This is a genomic window from Streptomyces sp. NBC_01320, assembly GCF_035974375.1.
In the GTDB taxonomy this organism is placed as follows: domain Bacteria; phylum Actinomycetota; class Actinomycetes; order Streptomycetales; family Streptomycetaceae; genus Streptomyces; species Streptomyces yanii.
Map to the genome: position 1 here is coordinate 11,630,429 of NZ_CP108390.1, position 24,839 is coordinate 11,655,267.

The 24,839-nt window shown below is 68.3% G+C and carries 21 protein-coding genes and 6 pseudogenes; 13 read left to right on the forward strand and 14 right to left on the reverse strand.

Going from position 1 to position 24,839, the window contains the following annotated elements:
• Positions 1–27: 27 nt before the first annotated feature.
• Positions 28–873 (forward strand): annotated as a pseudogene (locus tag OG395_RS53785) (transposase); the annotation flags it as partial.
• 302 nt (positions 874–1,175) lie between these two features.
• Here the strand turns inward: OG395_RS53785 and OG395_RS53790 are convergent.
• The 4 genes from OG395_RS53790 to OG395_RS53805 all read right to left on the reverse strand — a co-directional run bounded on the left by OG395_RS53790 (position 1,176) and on the right by OG395_RS53805 (position 5,868).
• A complete protein-coding gene (locus OG395_RS53790; protein ID WP_327241258.1) occupies positions 1,176–3,608 on the reverse strand; it encodes a lamin tail domain-containing protein in 2,433 nt (810 codons plus the stop codon).
• Between the two features lie 321 nt (positions 3,609–3,929).
• Positions 3,930–4,355, reverse strand: coding sequence for a hypothetical protein (locus OG395_RS53795; protein ID WP_327241257.1), 426 nt, complete (start codon positions 4,353–4,355; stop codon positions 3,930–3,932).
• A gap of 692 nt (positions 4,356–5,047) precedes the next feature.
• Positions 5,048–5,341, reverse strand: coding sequence for a hypothetical protein (locus tag OG395_RS53800; protein WP_327241256.1), 294 nt, complete (start codon positions 5,339–5,341; stop codon positions 5,048–5,050).
• Positions 5,342–5,625: 284 nt separating this feature from the next.
• Entirely contained in the window at positions 5,626–5,868 is a 243-nt protein-coding gene (locus OG395_RS53805) for a hypothetical protein (protein WP_327241255.1), read from the reverse strand.
• Between the two features lie 83 nt (positions 5,869–5,951).
• Between OG395_RS53805 and OG395_RS53810 the strand changes: the two genes are divergently transcribed.
• Positions 5,952–6,545 (forward strand): hypothetical protein, encoded by a 594-nt coding sequence (locus OG395_RS53810; RefSeq protein ID WP_327241254.1) that lies wholly within the window; start codon positions 5,952–5,954, stop codon positions 6,543–6,545.
• 458 nt (positions 6,546–7,003) lie between these two features.
• On the opposite strand, the gene OG395_RS53815 is transcribed toward OG395_RS53810, so the two are convergent.
• Positions 7,004–7,330: a hypothetical protein gene (locus tag OG395_RS53815; protein WP_327241253.1), complete on the reverse strand. Its 327-nt coding sequence runs from the start codon at positions 7,328–7,330 to the stop codon at positions 7,004–7,006.
• A 423-nt stretch (positions 7,331–7,753) separates the two neighbouring features.
• Here OG395_RS53815 and OG395_RS53820 point away from each other — a divergent pair, with 423 nt between their 5' ends.
• The 4 genes and pseudogenes from OG395_RS53820 (at position 7,754) to OG395_RS53835 (ending at position 10,105) form a co-directional block, all read left to right on the forward strand.
• Complete coding sequence (locus OG395_RS53820; RefSeq protein ID WP_327241252.1) at positions 7,754–8,014, forward strand: integrase core domain-containing protein; 261 nt, start codon at positions 7,754–7,756, stop codon at positions 8,012–8,014.
• Positions 8,015–8,161: 147 nt separating this feature from the next.
• On the forward strand, positions 8,162–8,440 hold the full coding sequence (locus tag OG395_RS53825) for a hypothetical protein (RefSeq protein ID WP_327241251.1): 279 nt from the start codon (positions 8,162–8,164) through the stop codon (positions 8,438–8,440).
• Positions 8,441–8,920: 480 nt separating this feature from the next.
• A pseudogene (locus OG395_RS53830) lies at positions 8,921–9,238 on the forward strand (3'-5' exonuclease); the annotation flags it as partial.
• Between the two features lie 651 nt (positions 9,239–9,889).
• Complete coding sequence (locus OG395_RS53835) at positions 9,890–10,105, forward strand: DUF6243 family protein (RefSeq protein WP_327241250.1); 216 nt, start codon at positions 9,890–9,892, stop codon at positions 10,103–10,105.
• Between the two features lie 254 nt (positions 10,106–10,359).
• Here the strand turns inward: OG395_RS53835 and OG395_RS53840 are convergent, their stop codons facing one another.
• Positions 10,360–10,593, reverse strand: coding sequence for an isocitrate lyase/phosphoenolpyruvate mutase family protein (locus tag OG395_RS53840; RefSeq protein ID WP_327241249.1), 234 nt, complete (start codon positions 10,591–10,593; stop codon positions 10,360–10,362).
• 183 nt (positions 10,594–10,776) lie between these two features.
• Between OG395_RS53840 and OG395_RS53845 the strand changes: the two are divergent.
• The 3 genes and pseudogenes from OG395_RS53845 to OG395_RS58920 form a co-directional block, all read left to right on the forward strand.
• Positions 10,777–11,073 (forward strand): annotated as a pseudogene (locus OG395_RS53845) (dihydrofolate reductase family protein); the annotation flags it as partial.
• Between the two features lie 8 nt (positions 11,074–11,081).
• Entirely contained in the window at positions 11,082–11,924 is an 843-nt protein-coding gene (locus OG395_RS53850; RefSeq protein ID WP_327241248.1) for an alpha/beta fold hydrolase, read from the forward strand.
• A 357-nt stretch (positions 11,925–12,281) separates the two neighbouring features.
• Positions 12,282–12,407: pseudogene (locus tag OG395_RS58920) on the forward strand (IS630 family transposase); the annotation flags it as partial.
• A 779-nt stretch (positions 12,408–13,186) separates the two neighbouring features.
• On the opposite strand, the gene OG395_RS53860 reads toward OG395_RS58920, so the two are convergent.
• Both OG395_RS53860 and OG395_RS53865 read right to left on the reverse strand, forming a co-directional pair.
• Positions 13,187–13,741 carry a hypothetical protein gene (locus tag OG395_RS53860; RefSeq protein ID WP_327241246.1) on the reverse strand — a complete coding sequence of 185 codons (555 nt, stop codon included), beginning with the start codon at positions 13,739–13,741 and terminating at the stop codon, positions 13,187–13,189.
• A 178-nt stretch (positions 13,742–13,919) separates the two neighbouring features.
• Positions 13,920–14,009 (reverse strand): annotated as a pseudogene (locus tag OG395_RS53865) (transposase); the annotation flags it as partial.
• A 233-nt stretch (positions 14,010–14,242) separates the two neighbouring features.
• Here OG395_RS53865 and OG395_RS53870 point away from each other — a divergent pair.
• From OG395_RS53870 to rpsR, 4 genes and pseudogenes are all read left to right on the forward strand, one after another.
• On the forward strand, positions 14,243–15,442 hold the full coding sequence (locus tag OG395_RS53870; protein WP_327241245.1) for an RNA-guided endonuclease InsQ/TnpB family protein: 1,200 nt from the start codon (positions 14,243–14,245) through the stop codon (positions 15,440–15,442).
• An 842-nt stretch (positions 15,443–16,284) separates the two neighbouring features.
• Positions 16,285–16,784 (forward strand): annotated as a pseudogene (locus OG395_RS53875) (reverse transcriptase domain-containing protein); the annotation flags it as partial.
• 141 nt (positions 16,785–16,925) lie between these two features.
• On the forward strand, positions 16,926–17,327 hold the full coding sequence (locus tag OG395_RS53880; protein WP_327249739.1) for a group II intron maturase-specific domain-containing protein: 402 nt from the start codon (positions 16,926–16,928) through the stop codon (positions 17,325–17,327).
• 114 nt (positions 17,328–17,441) lie between these two features.
• Positions 17,442–17,648 carry a 30S ribosomal protein S18 gene (gene rpsR / locus OG395_RS53885; RefSeq protein ID WP_327249743.1) on the forward strand — a complete coding sequence of 69 codons (207 nt, stop codon included), beginning with the start codon at positions 17,442–17,444 and terminating at the stop codon, positions 17,646–17,648.
• A 535-nt stretch (positions 17,649–18,183) separates the two neighbouring features.
• Here the strand turns inward: rpsR and OG395_RS53890 are convergent.
• The 6 genes from OG395_RS53890 to OG395_RS53915 form a co-directional block, all read right to left on the reverse strand.
• Positions 18,184–19,110, reverse strand: coding sequence for an anchored repeat-type ABC transporter permease subunit (locus OG395_RS53890; RefSeq protein ID WP_327241242.1), 927 nt, complete (start codon positions 19,108–19,110; stop codon positions 18,184–18,186).
• A complete protein-coding gene (locus tag OG395_RS53895) occupies positions 19,107–19,838 on the reverse strand; it encodes an anchored repeat-type ABC transporter ATP-binding subunit (protein ID WP_327241241.1) in 732 nt (243 codons plus the stop codon). The genes OG395_RS53890 and OG395_RS53895 overlap by 4 nt, the downstream gene beginning before the upstream one ends.
• The gene (locus OG395_RS53900) at positions 19,835–21,388 is read right to left on the reverse strand and encodes a choice-of-anchor M domain-containing protein (protein WP_327241240.1); all 1,554 of its coding nucleotides are present in this window, start codon (positions 21,386–21,388) and stop codon (positions 19,835–19,837) included. The genes OG395_RS53895 and OG395_RS53900 overlap by 4 nt, the downstream gene beginning before the upstream one ends.
• 5 nt (positions 21,389–21,393) lie before the next feature.
• Positions 21,394–22,929, reverse strand: a complete 1,536-nt coding sequence (locus OG395_RS53905) for an anchored repeat ABC transporter, substrate-binding protein (protein ID WP_327241239.1) — start codon at positions 22,927–22,929, stop codon at positions 21,394–21,396.
• A complete protein-coding gene (locus OG395_RS53910) occupies positions 22,926–24,029 on the reverse strand; it encodes a choice-of-anchor M domain-containing protein (protein ID WP_327241238.1) in 1,104 nt (367 codons plus the stop codon). The genes OG395_RS53905 and OG395_RS53910 overlap by 4 nt, the downstream gene beginning before the upstream one ends.
• 108 nt (positions 24,030–24,137) lie before the next feature.
• On the reverse strand, positions 24,138–24,788 hold the full coding sequence (locus tag OG395_RS53915) for a choice-of-anchor M domain-containing protein (protein WP_327241237.1): 651 nt from the start codon (positions 24,786–24,788) through the stop codon (positions 24,138–24,140).
• Positions 24,789–24,839: the final 51 nt, after the last annotated feature.

Below are 24,839 nucleotides of genomic sequence, written 5' to 3' on the forward strand. Positions count from 1 at the left end.
TTGGAATTAACCACCAAGATCGCGCAACGCCACCTGCACGCCGAGGGAGTCGAGGTCAACCAGCCGGACAAGGCCGCCCGCCGGCGCCACGGCAAGACCGACGCCGCCGACGCCGAGGCCGCCGCCCGCGCCGTGCTGTCCGGACACGCCACCGCCACGGCCAAGACGAGCGACGGCCCGGTGGAGATGCTGCGGCTGTTCAAACTCGCCAAGGGATCCGCGATCAAGTCCCGTACCCAGGCCATCAACCAGCTCAAGAGCGTCCTGGTCTGCGCCGACTCCGCCCTGCGCGAGCCCCTGGCCAGCCTGACCAACCCGCACCTGATCAAGCGGTGCGCCGCACTGGAAGCTCTGGACGCGACCGGGCCTGCTACAGGTGCCCGGCACACCCTGCGTCTGCTGGCCCGCCGAATCCAGCACCTGACCGAAGAGATCGACGACCTGAACCAGCGGATGGCCGAGGCCGGCAAGGCGAATACGCCCGGTCTGCTCGACGTACGCGGCGTCGGCCCGGACAGCGCCGCAGCCCTGCTCATCGCCGCAGGTGACAACCCCGAACGCCTCACCAGCGAGGCGTCTTTCGCCGCCTTGTGCGGCACCAGCCCGGTCGAAGCGTCCTCCGGCAAGACCCAGCGCCGCAGACTCAACCGCGGCGGCGACCGCCAGGCCAACGCCGCTCTCTACCGGATCGTCCTCAGCCGCCTGCGCTGGGACGACCGCACTCGGAACTACCTGCAGCGACGCCTTGCCGAGGGCAAGACGCGCCGAGAAGTCATCCGCTGCCTCAAGCGCTACATCGCACGGGAGGTCTACCGGCTCATCGCCACTCCGAGCCCCGCAGCCAGCCGCGCACGTGTCGCAACCGCTACTTGACATCCATAGGGGCGTCAACGCCCCGGCATGTGTTCGGCAGAGCCGCAGGCGTCTTCCAGTGTCGACCAATCCGTCATGCGCTGGTCCAAGCAGACGGCCCGGTAGCCGAGGAGGACGGGCCGTCCGCCAGGTCCCGGGGTGCTCGTTCGATGGCACAGGATTGTCCCGGCACGCGCCTTTCCGTTCGTAAGGATCCGCACCCATCCTGGGTTCAGTGCTTACGGCGCGCTGAGCGGCCTGAACGCACGTGTGGCGTGCACGCGTCGAACGCGTGCACGCCACAGATCACTGGGATCTTCGCGTTACTTGATGCGAACGACCTGCGGGTCGTGGTCGCTCGTCTGGTCGGAGAACTCCGCATTGACGTGGACCAGCTCGTACCCGGGGTTGTGGATACCCGGGGTGACGAGGATGTGGTCCAGCGTCTGCGAGTTGCCGTCGTAGACGTAGCTGTACCGCTCGCCCACCGGCAGCTTGTTGATCAGGTCGGTGAGAACTCCGCCCTGGGTGAGCGTGGTGAGCGGCGTGGAGTACTGGTAGTCGTTCATGTCACCGAGAACGACGACCTTGGCGTTCTTGTCCTTGGCGAGCAGGCTGGAGACGAAGGTGTTGACTTCCTTGGCCTGGGACAGACGCTGCGTCTGGGAGCCCAGCGTCGGCGGCTGGAAGACGCCGTGGGTCGGCTGGTCGCCGCCCTTGGAGTTGAAGTGGTTGCCGATGATGAAGACCTGCTGGCCCTGGAACGTGAACTCGCCGACCAGCGGCTTGCGGCTGCTCTTCCAGGCATCGGACGTCGGGTTGATACGGCCGGGGGAGGCCGACAGGGTGATCCCCTTGTTGCCGCTGTCGACGACCTTGACGGGGGTGGTGGCGTCGCCGCCCGGACGGTCCACGAAGCTGACGCGCTTCGGGTTGAAGAGGAACACGTTACGGATGTTTCCGCCGGGCTCGCCGCCGTCGGTCTTGTTCTCCGGGTCGATGGAGCGCCACTCGTACGCCGGGCCGCCGGCCTTCTTGATGGCGTCGGTGAACTTGGCGAGCGTCTGGTCGGCGGCGACCGTGCCGTCGTCCGTGGCGCCGTTGTTGTCCTGGATCTCCTCCAGGCTCACGACGTCCGGGGTGGCGAGGTTCTTGACGACGCCCTGGGCCAGCTGGTCGAACTTGCTCTGCGGGTTCTGCGGGGCAAGGTTCTCCACGTTGTACGTGGCGACGGAGAGCTCGTTGGCCTTGCCGGGCTTCGCCACGTCCGGCTTGAGGCCGCCGGACTTGACCTTGCCGAGGGTGGTGGCCTGGATGTTGTAGCCACCGAAGTTGGCGTAGTCCAGCGGGCCGATCGTCGTACCGGTGAGAGTGTCACCGACGTTGGCCTTGAGCTGGTCGGCGGTCAGCGAGCCGACCAGCAGGCGCCCGGAGTTCAGGTCGTTGTAGCTGGTGAGAACGGTGCCGCCGCTGGAGGTCGGGTTCTGCTTGGGCTTGGTAGTGATCCACGTCTCGTTGTACGCGTTGCTGGCACCCACCACGCGGGTGTCCTGGATCTGCACCAGCATGCCCTCGCGGGACTCGAACCAGTCCAGGGCGTACTTGGACGGCTCCAGGTTGAGGGGCTCGATGCTGGCGCCCTCCGCGTTCGGCGCGTAGGCCTCGGGCAGCGTCTTGGCGTCGATCGCCTCGGGCGCGGGCAACTGGTTGCCGGAGGACAGGACGGTGGTCGTCGGGCCGCTCAGCTCGGTGATGGACTGCGAGCCGGATGCCTTGCCGCCCGGGTAGTACTCGGTGACCTTGGCGGAGACCAGGACCGAGTCGCCCACCTTGACCTGCGGGGTGGAAGAGCCGGTGAAAGCGAAGACGCCCTCGCTGGTGTCCGGGTCGCCGTCCGGGTTCGTGTCCTGGATCCAGAAGCCGCGCGAAGTACCGGCGGCCCGGACCGCGGTGACCACGCCGGGGACGTTGGTGACGCTCTTGCCCGCGTACGGGGAGAGCCGCGTGGCGCCCTGGATGTCGTGGATGCGTACGTCGCCAGGGGTGGTGTCGGTAGGCGAGGGGGTGGGGGACGGGTCCCCGCCACCGTCGCCTCCCGTACCGGCGCTGTTGCGCGGGCTCGGCGTCGAGCCGGAGAAGTCGACGGAGTTGTTGTCCGTGTCGGTGAAGGCGGCATCGCGGCTCACCGAGTGCGTGTTGTCAGCGCCGGTGGCGGGTGAGGTCTCCCGTACGACGGCGGTTCCGAAGCCGACCAGGTCCTTGATGCTGCTGTCCGCGGCGCAGTCGGCGGCAGTAAGGCAGGCCAGCGGAGTGGTGGAGTGGACGAGCGCGACGGTGCCGCTGCTCGCCGACATGCCGATGGTGCCGGCCGCGTCGGGGGTGGGCAGCGCGGTGTCGCCGCCCGCGCCCTTGGCCTCCTCCACGAGGTAGTTGCCACCGGCCGGGATGGCGCCCTTGATCTCGGTGACCTGCCACTTGGAGGTGGCGGTGGGCGAGCCGCTCAAGTACTGGAGCGACCAGCCGGTGAGGTCGAAGGGAGCGTCGCCGGCGTTGCCTAGTTCGATGAAGTCATTGGTGAGACTGGCCCCGGCGTTCCCGCCACCGCCGAAGATCTCGGAGATGACGGCGTCCGAGGACGCGGTCGCCTGCGCAGTGAACGGCAGCGCGATGAGCGACCCGGCGAGACCGATGGGCAGAGCAATGGCAATGGCCTTGGCACGTCGGCCGCGCAGGGCCGGGGGTATGGAAGGCGACATGGTGAGTTCTTTCTTGCGGACGTGCTTGCGGACGTCAGGTATGGATTCGCGATGTACGGGTTCTGAGGGAGAAGCGCCGAAAGTCGGCTCAAGATACGCGCGTAGACACGCACACAACAAGCGGTCTCACACGTGAAAAGCCAAGCGTTTCCCGACTGTTCGCCGGAATTTACCTCGTTGTCGGATCGTGACTTACGGCGGGTGCGGCGGGTGCGCAAGCGTATTACCGCTGACGGGCGGCCGATAAAGTTGAGCGGGTCGCCCTCATGCCCATATGGAGAGAAGCCGTTGTGTCAATCCCCTTGGATCGTGGAGTCCTTTCTACGCAGCCAACCCCACGGTGAGGCCGGCCCAGTACTCGCGTTCGTAGTCGATCGGACTCTTGAAGTCGCACACGCTGTGTAGTCGGCGGGTGTTGTAGAAGCCGGTGATCCGGGTGGCGATTCTGATCCTGGCCCCGGCGCGGGTGCGGAATGTGTGCCGGTGGACGTACTCGACCTTGAGGACGCTGTTGAACGCCTCGCTGACGGGACGGGCTCCGCGGCTAATGTAGGGGGACGTCCAAACAACGATGAGCTTGCAGTGCTCGGGATTGCCGATCCGGCGGGCTCCGATGAGAACGTGATCGACGTCCCGCCCGAGGCTCACTTTGACGCAACTGATCCACGGAGCTGCGGTGATGGAGCGTGGAGGATCAATGCTGCGGGTGAGGCTGAGGACGCCCCCGCCGTTGCGAACGTCGAGCACATCGACGTTGAAAGGATCTTCTCCAGGGTCGCTGCCGCCCCCCACGTACCGCACTGCTCTTCGTACCACTCCAGGAGCGCAATGTGCTCACGCATGCGTGGTGACTTCGGACGCCACACGATCCAGACCGCCCCGACGCCGGCAGTGGCGTCGACGTCGGCCGACACCACGCGGGATCCACCGCGGCTGCGGCGCTTCTCTCGCCAGCACCCGCCACACCACGCCCCGCAGGAAAGTCTCCAACCGGGGTCCCGTCCACAGGGCCTTTCCCCATGCCTGCATGCGCCTGCGATACCCAGCGCGCGAGGGCATCAAGCCCCAAGCCGGTGAGGCAAAGCCTCATAACCCTCCGACCAAAAGATCGTTACGGGACAAGCCTTAGACTCACTGTCAGTGACGAACAGGGTCCCCCTCATCTGGGTGAGCCCCGATGTCCACGGTTCTTGTGGTGGCGTCGTCGGCCGAGAGGCCGTCTTGGGTTTGGGTGCTCTGCCATGCGGCGGACGTTCTTCAGCGGCCGTCGCACGGGTCGTCGTCCGCAGACACCGGCTTGGTGTCTGCCGCCAGGCAGGAGGAGTACACCCGCGGCGGCGCGGGCCGCGGCTTCGGTTCCGACGTGGCGCCCACGGCAATGATTGCCCCGGCACCGACGAAGGCTAGCCCTGTCATCGCGGCGAGCCAGGTACCGCGGCTCACTGATCGCCACGGAAGTGGTTACGGAGATCGTCACGGCAGTCGTCCTCGGTGCCGACCTGGACTCGCGAGAAGACCAGCACTCCGTCTCCCTTGCCTTCCTGCTTGCCCTTGGCCAGCTGCGTCTCGATGTCCGCGATGCGCTCGGCGCACTCGGCACTGACGGACTTCTCGGGCTGCGGGTCCGGTGCCGAGGAGGCGTTCAGTTTGGCGGTGGCGGCGAGGCCAGCCGCGCACAGCACCGCCCACGCGGCAACCCACGAGCGGCGGCTCATCCGTATCTGCTGAGGCATCCAGGCATCCTACGAGCGCCGCGGCGGGCTGTCGCCGAATCGGGACTTCCTCGTCGACGAGACCAACGACGGAGCCAGCTGGCGTCGCCGACGAGGGCGACGGTGTCTGACCGATCGCGCGTCAGATTTGGCCGGCTGCCGTTCAGCCTCGACCGCTCGCCGAAGTCGGCGCGGGCGGTCTCGCCTTCACGTTCCGTCCGCAGCTCGGGGCGTCTCCCGCAGGCCGCCGTCGCCTACCGCCCGACACGGCCGCCGGCCTCGCCACTGCTCGGTCACGCACCGTATCAGGCGGCGCGAAGCCGGGGAGCGGAACTGTGCGGGTGCCGGGTCAGCCGACGGCGTGCAGCGAGCCGCGGCGCGTGCCCGCGGCCGCTTTCTTCGCGGCGGCAAGGGCGGCCCGCTTCTTGCGCGGCGAGCTGGTCCTGGTAGGCGGCGACGGTCTTGCGGTAGCTCGCCACGTAGTTCTTGCTGTCCAAGCGGCCGGGCGGGATGACCTGGCGCCTGGTCCTCACGGGGCTGGGGGCCACGGCCCATGGGATGGGCTTGGACTTGAAGGAGCCGGGCGCGTACAGTCCGCTCGCCGGTGACTTGAGCAGCGGGGGATACGGCCTTGGGTGAGGAAATCGAGGGGGCGGCCGAGAAGTTCGAGCGTGCGGTGCAATGGCTGCGCCAGGAACTGTGGGCCGTCGCGGCTGCGGTCGCCCCTGGTGTCGAGCCGCGCGCCGAGGAGCGGACCGACGATCGGCGCACCGTAAGCGGGGCGATGGGCAAGCGGTTCTCGATGGCCCTGATACTGCCTGACACTCCCTACGCGACCGCAGCCGCGGCCGACGCGTTCGCCGAGGCGGGCTGGCGCGCCGAGACCGAGCAGGGATTCGGCGGTCGCCGTCTGCCCGTGGTAACACGCGACGGATGCAGGGCCGGTGGCAGCCACGCGGGCCGCGCTCTGCGGCTCTGGGGAGAGGTGCCCGTCGTGTGGATCCACGCCCGTTGGATACGTCCCCCACGCGTGGCCACCCCGGAAACGTTGAGGCCCGGCTACCGACTGTGCGTCATGTGCGAAGGCTGGGGCACATGCCGCATCTGTGAGGGTCTGGGCTTCGTGAACAGCCGGCGGTGCCCGGAGTGCGGACTCGGAATGGATTGCCCGGATTGTCAGGGCACCGGGCAGGAACGCGTACGAGGAGCGGGCAATGGCTGCTGACGTGGCCAGGGAACCGCGCCTCATGCTCGCCTCCGAGAAAACGGCCGCTGTCCCGTCGGGTCCATGGCGGGCGAGCGTGTGCGGCTTGGTGGTGGATAACACCGACCGCTGCCTGAGCGGAGCCCCGGCGAGCGGTTAGGGGCGGCACAGGCACGGGCATGAACCGAACGCCCACCAGCACATCGCCGTCCCCGCCACCTACCGCGGCAACGACGCCAACGATCCGCTCGTTCTGTGCTGTTGGATGTCCGAACGGCGCCGCAACGTCACACGTCTCACCGCGGAACAGATCAACACTCTTCAAGCACTGGACATGCGCTGGTGCTGACGAATTTCGGACAGTTGGCTTTATTCACGAGTAGTGCCGTCAGCTGTTCACGGGTTTGGGAGGCACCCAGATCCACGGTCGGGTGATGTTCACGAGTTTTGGCAGCGCTGGGGTACTTGCCAAGGCGGCATCAGGGTGCTCCTCGTGAAAGGTCCTGGTCGTGATCACGACCGCGTCCCGCTCCGCGGTCGACCAGGATGAAGACGGCCAGGGCGACCGTCGCCGCGGCCCCCGTGGCCAGCGCGTCCGCCGTACCGGCCCAGACCCGGACGCAGGACGTCGACAAGAGCGAACAGCACGACAACCCCCCGCGAGGCCCGCCGCGACCGCGGCCGGCCAAAAGCCGTGGCGCTCCCAGAACCACGAGGGCGGCGAGCACGCCGTATCCCAGACCGCTGACCGCCCAGCAGGCAACGGCCACGAGCGCCGCCTCACTCCAGGGGACGGCCCAGTTCACGCCTGCCGCCCCTCATTCATGGCCCGAGCGCGACGGCGCTCCCGCCGACGGGACACGAAGGCCGCCAGGATCGAGCCGACCACGAGCGGCCCGGCGACCCAGCGGATCACGTTCGCCGCCCAGCCCTGTTCCCGCCGGCCATCAGGGTCACCGACTCGACGCGGCCAACCGCGAACGCCCTGGTCTTCATTGAGCACGACACCAGACGAATCCACCTCGCCGGTGTCACCGTGCACCCGACCGCGCAGTGGACCGTTCAACAGGCGAGGGACCTCGCCATGGCACTGGACCGCCGCATGGATTCCCTGCGCTTCCTTCTCCGCGACCGGGACAGGTAGGTATACCAGCGCCTTCGACGCCGTCTTCGAGGCCGACGGCGTGGAGGTCCTACTCAGTCCACCGCGGGCACCCAAAGCGAACGCGATGTGCGAGAGAGCCGTGGGCACCCTGCGCCGCGAGGTCCTCGACCGCGTGCTGATCTATAACGAGGCCCATTCCGTAAAGGTGCTGACCGAGTACATCCAGCACTACAACCAGCACCGGCCGCACCAGTCCCGACGGCAACTATCCCCCGATAGCGCCGAACCACCCGCCCCGGCCACCGTCACCGATCTCCAGAACCACCGGATCCGACGAGAATCAATCCTCGGAGGATTGATCAACCAGTATCACCGCGCCGCCTGACCGCGCGACATCTCCGCAGCTCACTGCACCGAATCGTATTTTCGATCGGGACAGGCAATGGCTCAAACGTCCCAGTCTCCGGGCCTCGGCCATTGCAGGAACTTGAAGACACACTGCCCGAACTGCAGCACGCACTACGCTGACGTCATGTCACCCTCGGGCTGGATAGGGCTCACCAAAGCGCAGGGAGTGCGGCGCCGACTGGCGATCGTATGCAGCCACGTCGTCAGGCGCCCGCTCCTGATCCTCGCCCTCGCGGGGCTGGCCTTCCTCATCACCAGGTTCGGCAAAGATTTCCCCGTGCTCTATGGCATGACCCCCCTTGGAGCCGTTCTGATCTCCTGGAGCATGGGTCGCTACCGCTCGGTCGATCCCGCCGAAGAGACCGACGATGGACCCCAAACCCAGGACGCAGAGACGACGTGACCGGCAGCAGCACCTTCCGCCGGCAATCCTGCGAGCCCTTGCCCACGGGCGGGCGCCAACAAGGCGCCCGCCCGTCCGCATTCCTGTCAGGGGAAGCAGCCGGGCGGGCTCCGTGGACCACACGCTACCGGCCGCCGCGGACCGCCATCTGCCCTTGACTGCCTCCGTCCCAGGACACCCACGAAACGTCACCTGATCGAGGGTGGGGCCATTTCAAACCGTTCCTCTCCGGCACCGCCAAAACACACCCTCGAAAACACGTAAGCCGCTCTCGGGGGCGCACCGTCGCCGGGGCTGGCTGCCTCCTGCTGGACGGCGATCGCGTTAACGGGTTCTTTGGTGTGCCTGTGAACAGGGGCCAGCCGGTACGGGCGCTGGCGCCGTCCTGAGGCTTCACTGCACGATGTGGGCGGTGTGGGCGGCGGTCAGCCAGTCGGGGAATTCGTGTAGCAGCCGGTCGAAGAGCTGGTGGTCGCCGGTCTCCAGCCACTCGTGGACCTCGTCGATACCCATGGCACCAGCGCCATCCTCAGGGCCGTCGATCAGCTCGACGACGAACGTGCAGCCGAGGTGACCGTCTCCACGGCGCACAGAGCCAAAGGGCGCGAATGGTCGCGCGTGCGAATCGCTGACGACTTCACCCCACCTCCGGACAGCGACGAGCACGATGACAAGGGTCGGCCCCTTCCCGGGCCCATCGACGATGGTGAAGCCCGGCTCGCCTATGTAGCGGTCACACGCGCCCGCCGCCGCCTCGACATCGGCGGCCTGGCATGGATCAACCACCACCCCGCCGGCCGCCTGCATGAGGGGGGCTCACTGCCGCGGCACGTCTTGACGGTTCGTCTTGGTGACGGCCGGCACTGGTGCCGGGCTTGTGGTCCCGTCTCGGTAGGTGCTGGTGTAGCGGTCACAGTCGCTAATTGCTGTCACGGTGGCGGACGGTATGGGTTTTGCGCCGGCAGTCTTCTGGGGCTTCGCGGGGTCATCCGCACTGCCATTCCCTACGCCGACGAAGAACGAAATGACGCCGATCGGGACGAGGATTCGCGCGGCCTAAAGGTTGTCCCGTAACGGCGGGGCGCAAGTGAGATGATCTCTCATGCCGTCAGTGTGCTCGCGACCACTGACTACGCCCGCGGCGGCCCAGTAACGCCCATCTGGACCTGCCCCGGGCGGGCGGCGACCACCGGCGGGTGCTGGCGGTGCTGAGATTCCCGGAAGGAAACGGCTGGCCCCGGGCGCTCGCCGAAGGCCCGGCCGATGCCGGGGAACCGAAAAGGTTGGTGTGCGGGGCCGACGGAACCGGGTAACGTCTTTGTCATGGTTCTTCCAGACGCCGATTTACGAGTGAGAGCGTGATGGGCACCTGCTGACGTCCTTCGACGTCGCCGCCCGTCCCCCACCGATGAATCCGTAGATCACTTCACATCATTACCGGGAGAACCCGTGACCGTGAGCAAGAACATCAACAATCCCGTGGGCATGGGCGGCGGCCAGCGCAAGAAGCTGTCGCGCGCCGAACGGCAGAACAACGGTCCGCACCGCAACCTCGACCGCCAGAGTGCAGCCGTCCAGAAGGCGGAGCTGGTGCGCAAGATGCGCGAGAAGGCAGGCGCAGCTGAGGTCGCCGGGCAGGCGGGCGACGACACCGCACAGAGCTGACGCACCGCCGCCGCAGGGCGGCACCGCACGGGGCAGGGCCCGGACCGCGACGCGCGGTCCGGGCCCTTGCTGCCGTATCGGGGCTCTGCTGCCGTACCGGGCGCGGCCGGTCCCGCTCAGCTCGCGGCCGACCACCCGCGTCTCAGCTGACCACCCGGGGCAGCCGCAGATTCGGCAGCCCCGTCACCGCCACCACCCCGAGCTGCACCAGCAGCTCAGCGCGTTCCCCGTGCCCAGCCCGGGCGACACCGCAGCTAAGGCCTGCCCCGCAACGTTGAGGCGGGCGGCTGAGGGAGCGAGGGCTTGCCCACGGCTCCGGCCGCCAGGACGCTGCGCACGGTCTCGCCCACACCGGCGGGATCGGTCGCATAGCCGCGTTCGATGTCGGCGGTGACCGGCACGTCAACAGCGGCCGTGATCCGGGAGATCGCGCCCAGTGCCTGGTCGCGGCTCAGATGATCCCCGTCGCCGTGGCCGTGGGCGGTCATCCCAGGCCGCGTAGTCCTCGTGGCTGGTCATGGTGCGGGGATCGTTCAACACCGCTGCGACCGCCCTGCCGGCTGTCTGACCGCGCCGTGCCCCGCCCCGACCTGCACCGGGGCGGGGCACGTGCGGCAGCTGGTCGGCTGCGCGAGCGATGAGTTCGGGCGGCGGATCGGGTCTGCCCTGGCATGACTCGAATCATCGCTGACATCTCGGTTTCCATCGACGGCTTCGTCACCGGACCCGACCCCAGCCCGGACAACGGGCCGGGCACCGGCGGCGAGGCCCTGCGCACGTGGGCGTTTTCCGACGACCCCGACGACCGCCTGGTCCTGCGCAAGGGGTCCGCCCGCTCGGGCGCCGTCGTCCTCGGCCGCCGCCTCTTCGACGTGGTCGACGGGACGAAAGGCTGGGACGACACGTCCGGCTACGGTGCTGGCGAGGTCGGCAAGCCCGCGTTCGCCGTCGTGCCGAGCTCGCTTCCGGTGATCCGATGACCACTGTCCATGCCAATGAGATCGCCTTGGGTATCGAGTCGTTCGGTGACGACGACGCGCCACTCGTCCTGCTCGCGGGCGGGACGACGATGCTCTCCTGGCCCGACGCGCTGTGCGAGCGCCTCGCCGCTGGCGGGCGCCGTGTGGTGCGCTACGACCTGCGCGACAGCGGGGAGTCGACGATGACGGATCCGGAGGCGCCCGCCTACACCCTGCGCGACCTCGCCGCCGACGCGGCGGCCCTTGCCGGCGTGCTCGGCGGGGGGCCCGCGCACCTCGCGGGGATCGGCGTCGGCGGGATGGTCGCCCAGGTGGCCGTGCTCGACCATCCGGACGCGTTCTCGGCGCTCACCCTGGCCGGCACCCGCGCGGTTGCGCCTGGCCCGCCCGACGATGACCTCCCCGACCATGACCAGGCGACGATGAGCCGACTGTTCGCGCGCCTGATGCCCGATTGGACCGACCGCGAGGCGGTTGCGGAGTTCGCCGCCGTCGGCGCGGAGATCCTCGGCGATGACCCCGTCGCCACGCGCGCGATCGCCGCGCGCATCTGGGACCGCACGCCCAGCACTGCACCCCCGGTCCAGATGGCCAACCAGATCGGCATGGTGTTTTCCAGGCTCGACTGCAAACCCCGCTGGCGCGAGCGCCTGCCCGAGATCGAGGTCCCCACGCTCATCGTCCACGGCCGCCGCGACCGGTTCTTCCCCGTCGGCAACGGCGAGGCGATCGCGCGCGAGATCCCCGGGGCACGACTGCTCGTCCTCAAGGAGGCCGCCACTGCGATCCCCGATGCGGCGGTCGGCGAGGTCACCGAGGCGATGCTCACGCTCGGATAGGGAACGGCGGGTACCGCGCGGGTCCAGCCTCCACGCAGCAGTGGACGTCGGAGGCTCGATCCGCCCGCGCGCCCGCGATCGGCACGATTCCAGCCCGAGGTTGTCCAGGATGCTTCTCTCGATCCATGTCCCGTAAACCCACAGCTTCAACCCACAGCTTCTGCCGTCAGCGCTCCACGTCGAACGTCGTAGTCATCACGGAAGCGCGGCCACAACCAACCGGAGCACTCCAGACCACACCATCCCACAAGCAAGATCACGATCTTCGGGCCGGTGCATTACTGACTTCTGCGTCTTGGGGTCTGGATTTGTGCCGGGGCTGGTGAGGGGACGTGTCCGAGCTGGTACGCCGGATGCATGCGGTATCCGGACGGGGGCGGGTTGACCGCCGAGCAGCGCAAGCGTCGGGAAGAGGTACGGATGCGGGCCGTTGATCTCTTCGAGGAAGATGCGAAAGTCCCGTGCAATGCCCGGGAGTTGCGGGCCCTGGTCGGCGAGGAGGTCGTCGACAATCTCCTGCGCCTGGCCCGCCTCGCCGCCGCAGCGATCCGCACCACGGTCCGCACCGCGGTCCGCACCGCGGTGGACGTCGCGGCCGCAGCCCTGGAGATCACCGCGATCGTCTCGGTCCACCACGGCGGCCGCTTTCGCCACCGTCACCTGCTCGCCGAAGCCCGCCGCTACCTCACCCGCACCCTCCACGGACACCCCGCCCCGCCCCTCACCGACACCGCCGTCACCGCGGCCGCCATTCGCGACCACTGCATTCCTGGCGACCCGTCGAACCCGGACAAGTCGATACCGCTCGCGTACCGCACCTTCACCCCGGCCTGGGCCCCCAAATCGCCCCGCAGTTCGACCACACCCGCCGCCCACCGGATCCACCACCGCGCCCGCGCCGAAGCCGCACAGCCCTTGCTCGCGCCGAAGCGCAACAGTGCCCGCCTGTACGGCAGCAAGAGCACACCCCGCAGGCGGCACCACAGCAACTGCTGCCTCCCGCCCCGGGCCAGGCACCCGGCGGGCGAAGCCAGTGAACCGCACCAGGTGTCACAAGCTGCGACCGACGCCACCCCCCGCTCCTGTGCGGGCGAGTGAAGCGCTCCGAGATCGGTGTCCCTCCACCTGCCACAACGTCCGTTGTTCACCGGCAGAAGCGGCTCCAGCCGAGCCCATTCCTCGTCGGTCAGACCCCCGCAAGCACCCATACCAAGCTAACGCGTCAGATGATCAGAGAGGCATGGCCTGGCTCTGGAGGCCGCTCATGGCGTGGTTGCCGACGGCGTGGGCGTGATGGTCACCTGGTTGCCGTCCGGGCCGACGTGGACCGTGACGGCATTCGGCAGGTGCACGTTGGTGGCGGAGAGGTAGACGGTGTCCGAGGCCGAGTCAAAGTAGAGCTTTGCAGAGTCGGCGCGCACCAAGCTCTCGTCGAGCACTCTGCTGTGGACCCACTGCGCCCCCGCCGGTGCGAACTCGGCGAGTTCGGCGGGAATGGAGATGCTTTCGGGCTCGGTCGCGATGACCGCCGGCTGCATCTGTGTGGACGCGGTCAGGACAGCCACCGACCCGGGTTCGAGCTTCATGAGGGCGCTGACGTAGTAGTCCGTAGGGCCGGGCACTCGGCTGTCCGAGCCGGGAGCGCCCTGCTGCCAGTGCGCCGAGACGATCCGACCGAGCTTCGGTAGGCGCTTGGCCAGCGGCTCGGTGTCAGTGTGAATCTCGGGGGTCTTCGAGGCCTCGGCCTTCGCGTCGGCGACGGGGCCGATGGCGCCGCCGGTGACCGCAGTTGCCGCCAGCAGGAGCGCGCTTGCCAATACAAGAGATGTCTGACGCTCCGCCACTGCTTCCCCCCACCTTGCCCAGGATCTGGTATTCCATCCCTCTTCTTCGGAGGGAATCCCCGCCTTCAGGCGGGGAGGGAATCCGATCCTGAACCCTGCGGCGCGGAGCGCCGCGGTTTCGCTCCGGAATGCCTCGCCCGCGGAGCCGCGCTCAGTCGGGCCGCTTCTGGTTCTCGATGTAGTCCTTGACCACGTGGAGGGGTGCGCCGCCGCATGACCCCGCGAAGTAGGAGCCGGACCAGAAGCGGCCGTGCATGATGGCCTGGTTGACGTGGCCGGTGAACTCCTCTCTTCGCAGCGTGTCAGCATCTCGTCGTTGAAGACGGTCCGCCGGTACCTGGTGACGAACATCAATTGCGTGTGGAGGTGGTGGATGACGTGACGGCCGCGCCGTACGTCGGGGTTTGGTTCCCAACGTGGTGACATGAACCAATGTTACGGTTAAGGTCGATCCGAGTCGGAGGGGTGGGCTGAATGATCCGTGCGTACACGTTCCTCCTGCGGCCCACCGCCCGGCAGGAACAAGCGCTCGGTGAGATGCTGCGCGATCACTGCTCGCTCTACAACGGCGCGTTGCAAGAGCGTCGTGACGCCTACCGGCATGTCTCGAAGACGACGGTCCGGTACGGGCAGCAGTCCGTGCAGCTCAAGGAGATCCGGGCATGCGACCCGGAGCGTCAGGGCCGCTGGTCGTTCTCCTCGCAGCAGGCGACCCTGCGCCGGCTGGACAAGGCGTTCGCCGCGTTCTTCCGGCGCATCAAGGCCGGGGACAAGCCGGGCTGTCCGCGCTTTAGGGGGATCGGCCGCTTCGACACGGTGGACTTCCCCAAGGACGGTGACGGCTGCCGGTGGGACTCCACCGCGCATGACCCGGTCACCCGCGTCCGCTTTCAGGGCATCGGGCACGTCAAGGTGCACCGGCATCGGACGGTGGTCGGCCATGTCAAGACGGTCTCGGTCAAGCGTGAGGGCAAGCGCTGGTATGTGGTCCTGACGGCCGAGCGGCCCCGGCCCGAGCCGCTGCCCGCGACCGGCAGCGTGGTCGGCATCGACCTGGGCATTGCCAACTTCCTCGCCGGCTCGAACGGCGAGTTCGTGCCCAACCCGCGTCACGGGCGAAAGGCCGCAGCGAAGCTCGAAGCAGCTCAGCAGGCACTGAGCAGGTGCAAGCGCGGAAGCAAGCGCCGCCGCAAGGCGGTAGAGGCTGTGGCACGTCTGCACCGCAAGGTGCGGTGCCAGCGCCTCGACCACGCCCACAAGACCGCCCTCGGCCTCGTGCGGGAACACGACTTCATCGCGCACGAAGACCTTAAGATCCGCAACATGAGCAGGGCCCCCGAACCGAAGCCCGACCCCGACCAGCCGGGCAGCTTCCTGCCCAACGGGGCAGCGGCCAAGGCCGGGCTGAACCGCTCGATATCGGATGCCGGATGGGGGGTGTTCCTCGCGATCCTGAATGCAAAGGCTGAGAGTGCCGGGCGGGAAGTGATCGCCGTGGACCCCCGCAACACCTCCCGGCGATGCCCCGAATGTGGGCACACCGCCAAGGAGAACCGGCCCACACAGGAGACGTTCCACTGCGTCTTGTGTGGCCACAGCGCGCACGCGGACACAGTCGGGGCTCTCAACGTCCTACGGGCCGGGCTGGTCCGTCGCGAAGCCCAACCGGCATAGCGAGAAGCCACCCCGTTCACGGGGTGGAGGAGTCAGTACGCCCGACATGGGCAGCAGCTAAAGGGTGAAAGTCCCGACGAGAAGAGGTGAGACTAACTCGCTAGCCGAACGGCAAGGGCGTCATCGCGAGGTGGGGTCCGAAGGAAGCCGGAGGCAAAACCGGGTACCGATGTACAAGAACCGCATTTGAGGCTAGGCGTCTTGGGCAAGGTGGCTGACTGCATCGAAGCCCGTTCTCACCAAGAAAGACGCAGAGTATATGCGGCGGCGATCCGGGGAAAGTTGCTGTTCTTATTCGGGGAGGTCTGCCCGGGTGTCACCTGTAACGGTGTGTCGGCCGCGATTGTGACGACCGATGCCAGCAATGGCACTGGTTTGCCGGACAGAAGTCAGCAGAGGTCATAGTACCGAGACGGAAAGGCAGTAGGCCGACAAGGACTCGGGAAGGGCCGAACGTTTAGCGGATTGGAAGAAGGGTGTCTGCTCGCGCAGGTCACGATGACCGCCGTAAATCTGCCCCGGCAGACCCTGGGGTGACGGGGTCGGTGCATACGACCGCCCAGCCCAAGGGGCGCAGTGACCAGCCGGCGCTACACGCGGACAACAATCACCGCGAGGTCTCCCTCTGGGAGACGGTGTTCTCGAAGGAGAACCTTCTCGCGGCGCTCAGGCGCGTCGAAGCAAACCGGGGTGCCCCCGGCGTTGATGGGATGACGACGGATGAACTCCGGCCATGGATCGCCCAGAACTGGCCCAAGGTATGGGCTGAGCTCGATGCGGGGACATATAAGCCCGCTCCTGTCCGTCGGGTGACCATCCCTAAGCCGAATGGTGGGGAGCGGATGCTAGGTGTCCCACGGGTGCTGGATCGCTTGATCCAGCAGGCAATTGCGCAGGCCCTCGTGCCCGTCTTCGATCCCCACTTCTCTGGGGCGTCGTTCGGGTTCCGACCAGGGCGTTCGGCCCACCAAGCCGTAAGGGTTGGTCGCCGGGCCGTCCAGGACAGAAACCGTTGGGCCGTGGACCTGGACCTCGACAAGTTCTTCGACCGAGTGAATCACGATGCGCTTATGGCGCGGGTGGCTCGCCGGGTGAGGGACAGAAAGGTCCTGAAGTTGATTCGGCGGTACCTGGAAGCCGGGATTATGAGCGACGGCGTGATGGTGAGGAACGAGGAAGGGACCCCGCAGGGTTCCCTTTGTCCCCGTTGCTGTCGAACATCATGCTGGACGACCTTGACCGCGAACTCTTCAAACGCGGACACCGGTTCGTGAGGTACGCGGACGATGTGATGATTTTCGTCCGGTCCGAGCGAGCGGCGCAGCGGACCCTCGCCTCGGTCACGGCCTTCATTGAGAAGACCTTGAAACTGAGGGTGAATCGTGAGAAGTCGAAGGCGTGCCCCATCTGGTGGACGTCACTCCTGGGATTCGGGTACTACCTCGCCAAAGGGCAGGTGAAGATCCGGGTGGACCGGAAGGCCGTGAGACGGCTAAAGTCCACCGTTCGGCGAGTCACCTCCCGGACGTGGGGCGTATCGATGGCCCACAGGATGGACAAACTCAACCGTTTCTCGGTCGGCTGGGTGGCCTACTTCAGTCTCTCCGACAGCCTTCGGGTTTTCGAGGAGATTGATCACTGGACCCGCCGCAGGCTACGGCAGGCCCAGTGGGTGCAGTGGAAGACCAGTCAGCGCAAGAACTCCATGCTCCAGAAGCTCGGTTACGAATTTGGAGACCAGGAGCAAGGCGTTGCAGTGCAACGCAAGCGATACTGGCGGGCCTCCCACCTGAAACCACTGGAAATCGCTATGAATAAAGCCTATTGGGATGCGCAGGGCTACAAGTCGTTCAAGGGCTCGTGGTCCCGCCTGAAGCTCGCCTGAGATCAGCTGGACGAACCGCCGGATGCGGGCCCGCATGTCCGGTGGTGTGGGGGGCGGGCCGGGCAAACCGGCCCGCCTACCCGATCGACACGCCGCCAGAATCCCAGCAAGCCGCTGAAGTCCCGCCCCAACCCCCTCGACGCGGCCGGGATCACCTACATCGACTACAAGGACACCGACCTGCTCCGAAAGTTCATCTCCGACCGCGGCAAGATCCGCAGCCGACGCGTCACCAGGGTGACGGCCCAGCAGCAGCGACAGCTCGCAGCAGCCATCAAGAACGCCCGCGAGACGGCGCTCCTGCCCTACACCGCACGGTAGACGCGGAGGTCGGTCCCAGCGCACCCTGCGCTCCTCGAGCGGGGCCGCATGCATGGTCGGGCCGGCCTCGCTCGGCAGGCGCGGGGCGCGGTTCATCCGAAGTGCCCACCACCGCACCTCGGCCAGCCGGCGCGACCGGGCGGCGCAAGCGCTTCAGCCTCGACCTTCACGCCTGGGGGTCGGCATCGGAAGGGGCACGGTTTGACCCCATGCTGACCACTTGCTGACCCAGGTCCCGACAGCACGGATCCGACCTGCACAAATGTCCAGATGCTAGATGTTGGACTTGAACATGGTACGAAACACGGAGAAGCTCCCGATTTATCTGCTCCCTGCCTGGTCAATTCAGGTCAAGGGCGGTCTCCACGGCAGAATTATTGGCATGTTCCGGTCAACTTCCCCAGGTGTTTCAGGACTCACACCGACCACTTGCTGATTTCCCTGACGCACCGCCAGGTCAATCCCTTGAAGGTATCCCTCAAGCCAGGGCGGGAGGTGCCGTGGCTGCGACCACCGCCCGCCCCGGGGTCCTGAGTCAGCGCCCCGCCGACACCTCGGCGGGCGTCCTCGTCGGCGCGGGACTGCCCGCCGGCTGCTCCTCCTCGACAGTCCTACCCCGTGTACGGAGCTTCGCCGCGAGTCCGTGACGGGGAGCGAGCAGCCAGACCACGACGAAGAGGGCCGTCAGGACGACGACGACCGAGCCACCCGCCGCGAGGTCGTTGGCGTAGCTCACGTACAGCCCGGCGAGGCTGCCGACGCAGCCGAACAGAGAGGCGAGGAGCGTCATCGCCCATAGCCGGTCGGTCAGCAGCCGGGCCGTGGCCGCCGGGGTGATGAGCAGAGCCAGGACCAGGATGTTGCCCACGGCCTCCAGGGACATGACGATCGTCGCCGTCACGACCACGTACAGCGTCAGGTCCAGCGGAAGCACCGGGAGTCCGGCCGCACGTGCCGTCTCGCGGTCGAGACTGACCGCCACCAGCTCCTTGCGGAGCGCGAGGACGACCGCCACGAGCACGGCGCCCATGGCCGCGACCCGCCAGATGTCCGCCGCATCGACGGCGAGGACCTGGCCGAAGAGGAAGGACGACAGGTCGGTCGTCCAGCTGTCGCGGGTCGAGACGAGCACGATGCCGAGGCCGAACGCGAAGGCGAAGAAGACGCCGATGACGGTGTCCTCCTTCAGCCGTCTGTTCTGCGAGACGAAGGCGATGAGCACGGCGGTTGTGACGCCGGCCGCCGCGCCGCCGACGAGCAGGTTGCCCTCGAAGGCGTACGCGAGGGCCACGCCGGGAAAGGCCGAGTGGGCCACCGCGTCGCCGATGAAGGCCATGCCGCGCAGGACGACGTAGACGCCGACGACCCCGCAGACCAGGCCGACGATGGCAGCGACGGTGAACGCCCTGCGCATGAAGGGTAGTTGCCACGGATCGGTGAAGAAGGAGAGCAGGTCGGTCATGCCGCCACCTCCGCGCCGCCCGCGGACACGGCTCGGTCGAGTCCGAAGGCCCGCAGCATCTGGTCCGCGTCGGAGAGGATTTCCGGTCCGCCTTCGGCGACGACCGTAAGGTTGAGGAGGACCACTCGGGTGCAGGTGCGGGCGGCGGCGGCCAGATCGTGTGTGGTCATCAGCAGTCCTCTGCCCTCGACCGCGAGACGGCCGAAAAGCTCGTTGAGCAGCTCCTGGGTGGGGACGTCGACTCCGGTGAAGGGTTCGTCCAGGAGCAGCAGCCGGGGTTCGGCGGCGAGCGCTCGCGCCACGAGGACGCGTTGGCGCTGTCCGCCCGACAGTTCGCCGATGGGGCGGCGTCGCAGGTCGGTCAGGCCGGCCAGTTCCAGCGCTTCGTCGGCGGCGGCGCGGTCGTGCGCCCTGGGGCGTCGCAGCCAGCCGATCGTACGGGTGCGGCCGCTCAGCACCGCGCCGGCCACGTCGATGGGGAAGTCCCAGGCGAACTCGTGGCGTTGGGGCACGTAGCCGACCAGGTCAACCGCATCGACGCTGCCGGCCGCGGGTGAGGCGAGGCCGAGGATCGCGCGCAGCAGGGTGGTTTTGCCGGCGCCGTTCGGGCCGAGGAGGCCGACGAGTTCACCGGACGACACGGTCAGCGAAGCGTCCCGTACCGCCGTACGGCCGCCGAGGACGACGGAGACCGCGTCGACGCCGAGCAACTGCTCGGGGGCGCTCATGACGTGCGCCTGCGGGTGAGGACGACGGTACCCGCGCCGGCCACGGCGAGTGCGGCGGCCGTACCGGCGAGAAGCAGGGTGCCTTTCGATCCGGTGTTCGCCATGGAGCCGCCTGTAGCGGATCGGGATCCGCCCGTGACGCCGCCGGTAGCCGACCCGCCGCCGGTCGAACCGCTGGTGTCCCCGCCGGTCGTGCCCCCGGTGGAGCCACCTGTCGTACCACCGGTGGAGCCACCCGTGGACCCGCCCATCGAGCCTCCGCCGGTTCCGCCGGGCGGCACCTGGTTCGGGTCGCCCGCGCCCACGCTGAAGGCCAGCGTCTCCGTGTCGCTCGTCTTCGTCCCGTCGGCGAGTGTGGCGGACATCGTGAAGGTCAGCCGGTACACGCCCTCCTTGCCGAAGGCCCAGCCGCCGTGCGCGTGGGTGTTCTGCGGTACGCCGAAGGCGTCCGGCACGCCGTCGCCGCTGTTGAAGCGGACGGTCGCGCCCGAAAGACCGTCGTAGTTGTACAGGGCGAAGTTCCCCGGCCCGTCGGTCTTCACCAGCTTGAACTCGACCTCGCCCTTCGTCGCGCCGGCCGCCATGTTGTCGGTGGACCAGCCGGGCCACAGCAGCCCCGGCTGCTGCACCTGGTCGAGGAGCCAGATCGGGTCGCCCGCCTTGCCGAGGAAGGCGAAGTCCTTGTTCGCCGGGATCGTCTTCTTCGCCCCCGGCTTGACGTGCAGGACCACCGACGAGGGCTCCCGCCACACGGTCTTCCCGGGGACCGTACCGTCCTTCACGTGGATCTGCAGTCGGCCGTCGACGACGCGCGCGGCGATGTCGATGTGCCCTTCGCCGAGGACCTTCTTCGCGGTCTCGACCGGTTCGGCGGCCGGGAGCAGGTTCGGGGCCTGGGCGGCGACCCGCCGGCCGACGGGCGGCGCCGAGGCGGTCTCCACCGGCTCCGTGCTGGGCTGCACGACAGGCTCCGGCTCGGGCTGAGGCTGGGCGACGGCCGCATCCCCGACCCGTACCGTGTATGAGGCCTCGGCCACCAGGGGCCGATCCTCCACCTCTCCTTGCATCTGGGCCGCGAAGATCAGCGTGTACGTTCCAGGCGCGTCAAACGACCAGCGGGTCGCGCCGCGCGCTGCGGTCGGCAGGTCGTACCCGTCGGGCAGCCCGTCCGAGCTGTCGAACCGTACGAGGGGCTCGCCGTCGGTCGCGTCTTCGCGGTCGCCTCCAACCTCGGAGTCGTCCGGTTCGGTGACCCGAAGGATGCCCGGCCCCGCGACGCCGGTCAGCGACCAGTGCACGGAGCCCGAGGTCAGCTGGGCCGTGTCCCATTCCGGGCTCAGCTCCCAGCGGTCCGTACCGTCCGGCCCGGTCACCTTGTGGGTGTCGTCGACGTCGATCACCCCGCCCTCGCCCAGACTGAGCACGCCGTCGGTGAGGGTGACGGGGGCGACGACGAGCGGCGGCGCGGGCGGGACGGTCATGGCCGTGCCACCGAGCGCGAGCGCTCCCGCCGCCGCGAGGGCGACCCTACTGTTCCGTACGAGCCTCATCGGGCTCAACTCCCCTCCCGGCCCAGGCAGCGGGCCAGTTCGTTGGCGTTGTGGCGCATCATCGCGACGTAGTCGTGGATCTTGTCGTCGAAGGAGTCGCCGTAGACGGTGCAGATGCCGACACCCTCGTCCTCCGCGACCCGGCGCAGCACGTCCGCCCGCGCGGCGAGGTTCGGCTCCAGGAACACGGCCGGGACCTTCTTGTCCCTGATCGTGGTGCGCAGCGCGGCGATCTCCGCGGCGCTCGGCTCACGGCTCGGCACCGGGACGACGAAGCCGGCGACCTCCATGCCGTAGGCGTGGGCGAGGTAGCCGAAGGCGTCGTGCGTGGTGATCAGCTTGCGGTTCGGCTCCGGCACGCGGGCGAGCTTCCGGGCCACCTCGTCGTCCAGCGCGGCCAGTTGCTTGAGGTAGCGTGCGGCGTTCCGCTCGTACGCGGGTTTGCCCTCCGGGTCGGCCTTGATCAGTTCGGCCTCGATGCGGCGGACGTACGCCTCTGCGTTTGCCACGTCCTCCCAGGCATGCGGGTCCATCTCGCCGTGCACGTGCTTGCCGATGACGGCCTGGGGCAGTACCCAGATGTCCGCTCCGGAACGACCGAGGAAGCGGTACGTCTCCTCCTTGGGCACGGACGCCTTCGCCCGGTCGGGGACGGAGAGCACGACCGAGTCGGCCGGATGGTGGGTACGCCGCCCGGTCGTCGGGTCGTCGGAGCGGACCTGGACGGTGCGGGTCTGCGCATTGACGGCAACGTCGGCGTGACCGCCGTTCAGGACGGTCTTGCCCTGCGGGACCGTCCTGTCGCCGACGACGAAGGTCATGGTCCCGCTGCCGGCGGGCGTGGTCTTCCCGTCGAGAGTCTCGGTCTGCCCCTGGACGGTGAGGCGGTACGTACCGGGCCGGCTGAAGACCCAGTTGACGTGTGTGTGGGCCTCCGGCGGCAGCGCGAAGGAGTCCTTCTTGTCGAAGCCGTCCGTGGAGTCGATGTAGCTCTGTGGCGTGCCGAGAGTGTCGGTCAGGTAGACATGCAGGTCGCCCGGCCCTTCGAGCTTCGTCGCCGTCGTACGGACCTGGGAGCCGTCACCGGCGACCTCGCCCTCCACGGCCCATCCCAGCCACAGGACGTTGAGGCCGAGGTCCTCCTTGAGCTTGATGACGGAGCCGCCGTACTGCTCCAACTTCTCGCTGATGGGCACCTTCGGCGTCCTCTTGGGCGCGTTGGTATGGATCATCTTCATGATGCCGGGTTCTTCGAGGAGCAGCCCGTTGCTGAAGACGAGGTCCGACTTGGCGATCCGGGCGGCGTCCCCGGGGCTCGGCTCGTACGAGTGGGGGTCGCCGTGGTGCGGGACGACGGAGGCGACGTCGACCCGGTCGCCGCCGACGTTGCGCACCAGATCGGCGATGATCGCGGTGGTCGTGGAGACGGTGAGCGCGGCGTCCTTGGACGACCCGCCGGAGTCGGCCTGGCAGCCGGAGGCCAGCAGGGCGGTCGCGACGAGCACCGCGGTGACCGTGCCCCCGGTGCGTACGCGGCTCAACGGACGGCCCTCTTCCGGCGGACGAGGACCACTGCCGAGACGCCCGCAGCGAGTGCGGCGGCCGCGATTCCGGCCGGCAGGGCGACGCCTGCACCGGTCGACGCCAGGCGGCCCCCGTCCGTGTTCGTTCCGGTGGACCCGCCGTCTCCCGAGGGGAAGTTCGCGGCCGGCGTGGTGGAGAGGGTCGTCGACGCCGATGGGCTCGCGGTGGGGCTCGGCGGCTCGGTGGGCGTGGCGGACGGGCTCGTGATGACGGTGGGCGTGGCGGAAGGTGTCGGCGTGACCGAGGGCGACCCCGTACTGGGCGTGGGGGTCGGGGTCGGCGTGGGGGTGGGAGTTGGCGTCGGGGTGGGGGGCGTGCCGTCCCCCGGTACGACGGTGTCGGGGTCGACGTCGTCGCCGACCACGACGGCGAGGGTCTCCCGGTCGGAGACCGTGGTGCCGGACGGCAGGGTGGCGGTCATCTGCATCGTGATGCGGTAGACGCCCTCGGCATTGAAGATCCACAGCGGGTGAGCGTGCGTGAACGCGGGCAGATCGACCGCCCCCGAATCGGGCTTCGCACCATCCACGGTCAGGCCGATGCGCACGCCCAGGTCGGGGTTGTCCTCCCACTGACCGAGCACGAATCGCCCTGGTCCCTCGATCTTCGGGAAGGTGACCTTCACCCCGCCCGACACGTCCGCTGGCAGGATCTCCGTAGTGTTCCAGCCGGGCCAGAGCAGCCCTTCCTTCACCTCGAAGTCCTTGTCGACCCAGAGGCTGCTGCCCGGTTCCCCGAACCCCTCGAACTGCGGGACCTCCTCGCGCGGCGGGATCACGATCTCGTGGCGGGTATCGAAGTGCAGCAGCACGTCGGAGGGTTCGCGCCAGACGAGGGAGCCGGGCACCGTCCCGTCCTTGATCTGGAACTCCAGCCGTCCGTTCCTCAGCCGGGCCGCCAGGTCGAGGTGGCCGCCGTTCAGGATGGTGCGCTCTCCGGCGGGTGCCTCCCTCGGAGGCGTATCGGCCGCGTGCGCGAGCGGGACGGCGGAGAGCAGCGACAGGGCGACCGCGAGAGTGGCGGCTCGTACGGGACGGGATGCGATGGGGGCCCGCATGACGGGGCTTCTCCTTCGGGCGTGGGAGCGAGGGACCGCGGCCGCGCCGGGGGCGGTCCGAACGGCGGGCACGGCCCGTCCCCGGCGCGGGGCTTGTGCGGGACGGGGTCAGCCGACCTGGAAGGTGTACGTGGCGGAGGTCGGGCCGACCTTGGTGCCGTTCGCCAGCGTGCCGCTCACCTGGAACGTGGCGGTGTACGAACCGGCCTTCGTGAAGACCCAGTTGGCGTGGTCGTGCTCGCCGGCCGCGACGTCCTTGCTGTTGGTGAGCGTCGCGTCGCCGCTGTCGAAGTAGCGGTTGCTCTTCGGGCAGAGGCCGTTCTTGTAGACGGTGAGCTTGCCCGGGCCGCTGACGGAGGTGAGCTTGACCTGCACCTTGTCGCTCTGGAAGACGCCGGTGGAGAGATGCTCGCCGGAGAAGCCGGGCCAGAGCAGGTTGGCGTTCTCGACCTGCGGCAGTCGGTACACGGTGGCGCCGGCCGTACCCAGGTGGCTGTAGCAGGTGCCGCTCGGCACGGTGTACGCGGAAGCCGGCAGGGACTGGAGGACGACGTCCGCCGGGGCGTACTCGACATCCGGGGTGACCGACTCGTCGTGGACGTGGAGGTCGAGGCCGACCCCGTCGTACTCGACGTCGAGGACGTCGACGTGCCCCTTGGAAAGAGTGGTCCCGGCGGCGTGGGCAGCGGTCATCCCGCCGACGGCGATGGCCGCGGCTATGGAACCGGCAACGGTGAGAGTGCGCGTGAAGGCACGCAAAAGAAGCCCCCCTTGGGCATGGGTTGAGTGTGCACGAACAAGCAAGACGAT

Coding starts and splice junctions, on each gene's coding strand:
- OG395_RS53850 (WP_327241248.1), top strand. CDS start 11,082: ATGACCACTGTCCATGCCAATGAGATCGCCTTGGGTATCGAGTCGTTC.
- OG395_RS53870 (WP_327241245.1), top strand. CDS start 14,243: ATGATCCGTGCGTACACGTTCCTCCTGCGGCCCACCGCCCGGCAGGAA.
- OG395_RS53900 (WP_327241240.1), bottom strand. CDS start 21,388: ATGAGGCTCGTACGGAACAGTAGGGTCGCCCTCGCGGCGGCGGGAGCG.
- OG395_RS53820 (WP_327241252.1), top strand. CDS start 7,754: ATGTGCGAGAGAGCCGTGGGCACCCTGCGCCGCGAGGTCCTCGACCGC.
- OG395_RS53910 (WP_327241238.1), bottom strand. CDS start 24,029: ATGCGGGCCCCCATCGCATCCCGTCCCGTACGAGCCGCCACTCTCGCG.
- OG395_RS53890 (WP_327241242.1), bottom strand. CDS start 19,110: ATGACCGACCTGCTCTCCTTCTTCACCGATCCGTGGCAACTACCCTTC.
- OG395_RS53800 (WP_327241256.1), bottom strand. CDS start 5,341: ATGCCTCAGCAGATACGGATGAGCCGCCGCTCGTGGGTTGCCGCGTGG.
- OG395_RS53895 (WP_327241241.1), bottom strand. CDS start 19,838: ATGAGCGCCCCCGAGCAGTTGCTCGGCGTCGACGCGGTCTCCGTCGTC.
- OG395_RS53825 (WP_327241251.1), top strand. CDS start 8,162: ATGTCACCCTCGGGCTGGATAGGGCTCACCAAAGCGCAGGGAGTGCGG.
- OG395_RS53790 (WP_327241258.1), bottom strand. CDS start 3,608: ATGTCGCCTTCCATACCCCCGGCCCTGCGCGGCCGACGTGCCAAGGCC.
- OG395_RS53840 (WP_327241249.1), bottom strand. CDS start 10,593: ATGACCGCCCACGGCCACGGCGACGGGGATCATCTGAGCCGCGACCAG.